Origin of the sequence: Methylobacterium sp. E-046 (genome assembly GCF_022829625.1) — a bacterium.
Classification (GTDB): domain Bacteria; phylum Pseudomonadota; class Alphaproteobacteria; order Rhizobiales; family Beijerinckiaceae; genus Methylobacterium; species Methylobacterium longum.
Map to the genome: position 1 here is coordinate 1 of NZ_JAKSYP010000037.1, position 1236 is coordinate 1236.

Genomic DNA, 1236 nt, shown 5'->3' on the forward strand with positions numbered 1-1236 from the left:
GGTTGGCCGCTCTGCCACGGGTAGCTTGGCCGGCGGAGCTGGTCGGGCGAGTGCAGCTGGCCAAGCGGAGAAGGCTGGCATGAAGACCTCCGGTGCCGGCGGCCGGTATCCCAGAGAGGCATGCGGGCGCACGGTGTTGTAGTGACGTCGCCAGCTTTCGATGACGACCTGTGCTTCCCTGAGTGTGTAGAAGATCTCGCCGTTGAGGAGTTCGTCGCGAAGCCGTGCGTTGAAGCTCTCGACGTAGCCATTCTCCCATGGTGAGCCAGGCGTAATGTAGGCCGTCTTTGCTCCGACGCCGGTAATCCAGCCCTGGACGGCCTTCGCAATGAACTCCGGCCCGTTATCCGATCGAATATGGCCCGGTACGCCCCGCAGGATGAACAGGTCCGAGAGCACATCGATGACGTCGATCGCTTTGAGTTTGCAAGCGACACGGATCGCCAGGCATTCGTGCGTGAACTCGTCGACGACGTTAAGCATCCGGAACTTGCGCCCGTCATGCGTGCGCGCCTCGACGAAGTCATACGACCAGACGTGATTGCGGTGTTCCGGGCGAAGACGAATGCAGGAGCCGTCGTTGTCCCAGATCCGCCCTCGCTTGGGCTGCTTGGCTGGGACCTTCAGGCCCTCACGCCGCCAGATCCGCTCGACGCGCTTGTCGTTGACGAACCATCCGGCCGCCTTCAGCAACGCGCTGATCTTGCGGTAGCCATAGCGCCCGTACGTCTCGGCTAACGCCACGAGATCGGCCGTCAGCGCCTCTTCGTCGTCGCGGCCCCGCGGCACCTTGCGCTGTGTCGAGCGATGCTGACCGAGTGCCCGACAGGCACGACGCTCGGAGACGTTCATCGTCAGCATGATGTGTTCGACACAGGCGCGTCGGCGCGCGGGGCTCAGAAGTTTCCCCGGGACGCCTCCTGTAGGATCAGCTTGTCGAGGGTGAGATCGGCAATTGCCTTCCGGAGACGGGTATTCTCGGTCTCCAGATCCTTCATCCGTCGAACCTGATCCGACTTCAGGCCGCCAAACTCACGCCGCCACCGGTAGTACGTCACCGAACTCACACCGAGCGCGCGGATTGCATCGGCCACGCTCTGGCCCTGTGAGATCAGCACATCCGCCTGCCGTAGCTTGGCAACGATCTCCTCAGGCTTCGGGTGTTTTGCCATCTTGTCCGTCCTCCTAGCTCAAAAGCCATACCAAAGGGCGGACCACTTCAATGGGGGCTGATCA

General features: G+C 62.4%; 1 protein-coding gene. It reads right to left on the reverse strand.

The genetic code is table 11. From position 1 onward, the window contains the following. Positions 1 to 1172, reverse strand: a protein-coding gene (locus MKK82_RS01720) for an IS3 family transposase (RefSeq protein ID WP_243984459.1) whose coding sequence is annotated in 2 segments (ribosomal slippage) — positions 1 to 911 and positions 911 to 1172 — 1173 coding nt annotated over the 2 segments. Because the reading frame shifts where the segments join, the coding sequence is not laid out codon by codon here. This gene is flagged as partial in the annotation. Positions 1173 to 1236 lie beyond the last annotated feature (64 nt).